The organism is Nostoc sp. CHAB 5715, from assembly GCF_020829685.1.
Classification (GTDB): domain Bacteria; phylum Cyanobacteriota; class Cyanobacteriia; order Cyanobacteriales; family Nostocaceae; genus Nostoc.
In genome coordinates this window covers 1-4,030 of record NZ_JAIVFR010000716.1, presented here as the reverse complement: position 1 = coordinate 4,030, position 4,030 = coordinate 1, and the positions used below count along the sequence as shown (strand labels likewise).

The following is a 4,030-nucleotide window of genomic DNA, read 5'->3' as shown; positions in this document are numbered from 1 at the left end:
GCTGAGAATCAGAAACTCTATTGTCAATTCCCGAAAAGCTAGAGTTTAATTCCTGATAAAAATTAGATAGCTGATTATAAACCTGACGTGCTTCTAGCAGTTTTTTGGCAGCTAAGGGGTAGTTTTGAGCAGAAACGGCTTGGTCTGCCTCTTTCACTAAGCGATCGCCACCTTCAATGCTCAAAAGGCTGTTACTTTGAGTTATGGGACGCAGGTTTTTAGGATCGTTAGGGTCAATGGGTTGTGGGCTAGTAGTGCCTGGTAACTGTGGTACCTGAGCATTCACAGGTGATAGCAGGCTGAGGACTGCTATGACTGATAAAACAGTACGGTGCATCAAGGTAACAGCGACAGCAGTGTTCATGGGGTCAAGTAGTGCAACGACTATACAGAAAAGTTATGGAAACTTTGGGTATCTTAACTCTGTTTTGGTCTTGGACAAAGCAAAGCTACATCCTAAGTATCTCTGATTTAGACTGAAAATCCGTTTAATAGAGTTCCCAACTGTCCTTCCTTACGCCTACCGACTTTCTTTCCTAATAATTATCTCAGGTTAGGTTTGATATTTGACAGTGCAGTTTTCTCAAAGCAAGATTAAAACTCTAGCAAGCCACATGACAAATAGCACGCTTCCTAGTCTCAACTAGCATAGACGCAAAGAGAATTCAGAAGCTTCAGCCTTCCTTAAATCAGAACTTCTGCTTCCCTGCCATCGACTTTTATTTTTGACATGTGAGTATACCGCAGTTATTTTTTTAGTTTTTGGAGTTTAATATAGCTTGATTTTTTGTGAAAAATCTGGATATATCTCAATAAATATTCTGATTAAGCCAGTATATATTGATGTTAAATTACTGATGCTTGCAAAAGTTGAACTAGTGCAGGAGCTTAGAAGTAAAAAATGTCTAATAATCTTTCTCGTCGTCAAATTGCCGGACTCACTGGCGGTTTCGTTTTCGCAAATATAATTACTAGCTTAATTGCAAATGGCCGGGCACAAGCACAGACCGGGAATTTGGATAATCTTTTTGTATCTGGAAATGTTGGTATTGGAACAACAAATCCCCTTGTGAGACTAGACGTAAGAGGCACTGAAATTCATAGTGGTGGTGCTGTTGCTGGTTTTTCCTTTGGTAATCGAGAAAGTGCTGAGTTTGTAGTAGCTCCAAATCTTGGGCAACGATGGGTTTGGTATGCATCAGGTGGCGTAGCTCGCCTCTGGTCTGGAGGAGATAAAGTCACTGTTAATACAAGTGGGATTATTAGTGCGACTCTGTTTTTAACCTCTTCATCAAGGGAAGTTAAAGAAAATATTGCTGAACTTTCCAGTCGGGAGGCGATTGAGACATTAAAAGACCTCCACCCCGTTAAGTTTAGTTACAAAGCGGATAGTGAAAAAAATCTGCATACTGGATTTATTGCAGAAGATGTTCCGAACATGGTGGCGACTTTGGACAGGAAGGCAGTAAGTTCAATGGATATTGTAGCTGTACTAACTAAAGTAGTGAAAGAGCAGCAGAAGACCATCGCAACATTAGTTGAGAAAGTACAGATGCTAGAAACTCGAAGCAGTTAAAAGGGTAAAACTAGAGGTTACGTTTAATGAGATCAAGAATTAGTAATTTCTGCAAATGCATGATTAGTAATTTTTGTTTCTTGATGGCTTAATTGTTGCAGTGCTTTTGCTAAATCAGTTGTGATGCTTTTGGCATCTTGTTTTATACAGCCACTAATGTAATCCGTTACTCTGATTGGGGAGCCAATGTCAATACTCACATCTGTACCCCAATTGGGATAAGGTTGGCTGTAATTAATGCCTATGGGTATAATTTTCACTCCCAGCCCTGAATGACTAGATTCAGCACTCAAAGCAAGACGAGCAATTCCAGGCTTCAACTGGTGAACTTGGCCATCACGAAAAATGTTACCTTCTGGAAAGATAACCAGGGTTTTTTGTTGCTGAAGTAGCTCAACTCCATGTCGCAGTGTGCGGATTGACGGATGCTTAGAATTTACAGGAAACCCCCCCAAACGTTGCACAAACCAGCCTTGCAAACCTTGGCATTCGTCGATAGTCACCATAAACCGCAGGTCTTGTTCTCTCCGACAATCAACGGTAGCGTAGGGTACGAGCAATGCATCCCAACGCGCCCGATGAGTAGGCGCGAAGATCACAGGCCCAGTGGTAGGGATATTTTTTTGTCCGGTTATGCTAATTTGCCCAAAGAATAATGGTAATAGGCACTGACGCCCTAATAAATATGCCAGAGGACTTAACCAAGGAGAAACCCTTGAGGTAGTACCAGCCACCTGATGATTTGCTGGTGTCTGCTGGCAGGTATCGGATGAAGAGTAAAATTCCATCATGACGGATGCAGCTGATTGACGGGAAAAATGTAACGAAAAGTCTGATTAGTTACACCGTAGATTCTCTTGCGTAACTTGTCTGGTACTAGATGGACAGTTTTACCTCTGTCTGTTAGTTTACACTACGCCGCTTAGTAGCAAACCAAGCCTGTAATTGTTTACGACAAGCTGACTCTAGAACGCCTCCGATTACCTGTAAGCGGTGATTAGAAGCAGCACTATCGGGTATGTTAATAACTGTACGAATTGCGCCAGTTTTGGTATCGTCTACTCCATATACAAGTAGTCCTAGACGCGCTTGGACGATCGCACCTGCACACATCGGGCAAGGTTCAAGAGTTACGTAGAGGGTGCATTCATTAAGATGCCAATTTTGTAAAGTTGTTGCAGCTCTTTTGAGAGCGAGAATTTCCGCATGAGCGGTAGGGTCTTTGTCGCGCTCTTTTCTGTTTTCTCCTTGTGCTAGCAATTTGCCTGTTGAATCAATGATAACAGCACCTACAGGGACTTCACCTGCATCACCTGCTGCTTTTGCTAATTCTAGGGCACAACTCATCCATTTTTGATGTATAAGATATTCTGTGTATTGAGTTAACATATACTTATCAATATAAAAATTTTAAAATTCTGCTCGCCTTTGGACGGGCGAGACACCGATGCTACGAGAAAGAAAAAGTATATAGCGGTTCTCGGTTGAGTAAGTACAGAACTCCACCCCCAAGCCCTTCCCCGCTCTTCGAGAGAGGGCTAAGATATACCTTGTATGATTAGAAAACGCTATATAGCCCACAGCCTAGAAGTCTTGTCATTACTTACATTTGACAATATCCGCTTCGTTGTTATCCCGCCTTGGAATAAATTCCAAGGCTAATAGCTAAAGTCCTCTTAAGAGGACTAAACAAGAATTTCAGTCCACTTGAGTGGACTTGAGCTATTAGCCTAGAACTTAAGTTCTAGGCGGGATGTGTGTCAGTGCAATACTTTAACTGTTACAAAAATGGGGGGTAATGGCAAGGACTAGAAATCTGAAGCTAAATAGCAGCTTGGGCTAAAAGAGGATCGAGTTGACTTTGTGTGTCTAGCTGATAGAGGTCATCGCAGCCGCCAATGTGCTGGTTATTAATAAAAATTTGCGGTACAGTACGGCGTCCGTTAGCGCGTTCTGCCATTTTCGCTCTGGCTGCTTCGTCGCCGTCGATTTTATATTCAGTAAAATTTACACCTTTCCACCACAGCAGCATTTTGGCACGGATGCAGTAAGGACAAGTTTGCCATGTGTAAAGTTCGACGTTGGCTTTGACTCGCTCTGGATGGCGATTTAAAAGGGGATTAAGAAAGTCCAGCATATTTTCTTAAGCAAGGTTTTAACTGTGTCTCTAGCCTAGATCATTAGACCTCTTGCATAAATCAAAAATAAAGAATCCCACCCCGCATTTGCTCACGCAAACGCTCCCCTCCCCGCTTGCGGGGCTACCGTGTACACACAAGTCGAATTTCTTCTTAAATCCCAAAGATTACCTACTTAATCGCAGTGATGGTTAGGGTGGGGTAAAACTAAAGCTAAAACCTTAGTAAATCAGGTTTCAAATGAGGTTTTGAGAATTTATGCAATAAATATATTGAATTCGGGTGGTCGTTTATTGAATTCGGGTGGTCGTTTATT

At 42.1% G+C, this 4,030-nt stretch carries 4 protein-coding genes and 1 pseudogene; 1 reads left to right on the top strand and 4 read right to left on the bottom strand.

The genetic code is table 11. The annotated features are described in order from the left end of the window. Positions 1-364, bottom strand: a pseudogene (locus LC574_RS29770) (hypothetical protein); the annotation flags it as partial. Positions 365-901: 537 nt separating this feature from the next. On the opposite strand from LC574_RS29770, the gene LC574_RS29765 reads away from it, so the two are divergent. Further along, the gene (locus LC574_RS29765) at positions 902-1,576 is read left to right on the top strand and encodes a tail fiber domain-containing protein (protein ID WP_229457215.1); all 675 of its coding nucleotides are present in this window, start codon (positions 902-904) and stop codon (positions 1,574-1,576) included. A gap of 32 nt (positions 1,577-1,608) precedes the next feature. On the opposite strand, the gene LC574_RS29760 is transcribed toward LC574_RS29765, so the two are convergent. The 3 genes from LC574_RS29760 to grxC form a co-directional block, all read right to left on the bottom strand. Continuing rightward, positions 1,609-2,367, bottom strand: coding sequence for a 1-acyl-sn-glycerol-3-phosphate acyltransferase (locus LC574_RS29760; RefSeq protein ID WP_229457214.1), 759 nt, complete (start codon positions 2,365-2,367; stop codon positions 1,609-1,611). Between the two features lie 112 nt (positions 2,368-2,479). Then, positions 2,480-2,965: a tRNA adenosine(34) deaminase TadA gene (gene tadA, locus LC574_RS29755; protein ID WP_229457213.1), complete on the bottom strand. Its 486-nt coding sequence runs from the start codon at positions 2,963-2,965 to the stop codon at positions 2,480-2,482. Positions 2,966-3,398: 433 nt separating this feature from the next. After that, positions 3,399-3,713, bottom strand: a complete 315-nt coding sequence (gene grxC, locus LC574_RS29750) for a glutaredoxin 3 (protein WP_069070140.1) — start codon at positions 3,711-3,713, stop codon at positions 3,399-3,401. Positions 3,714-4,030 lie beyond the last annotated feature (317 nt).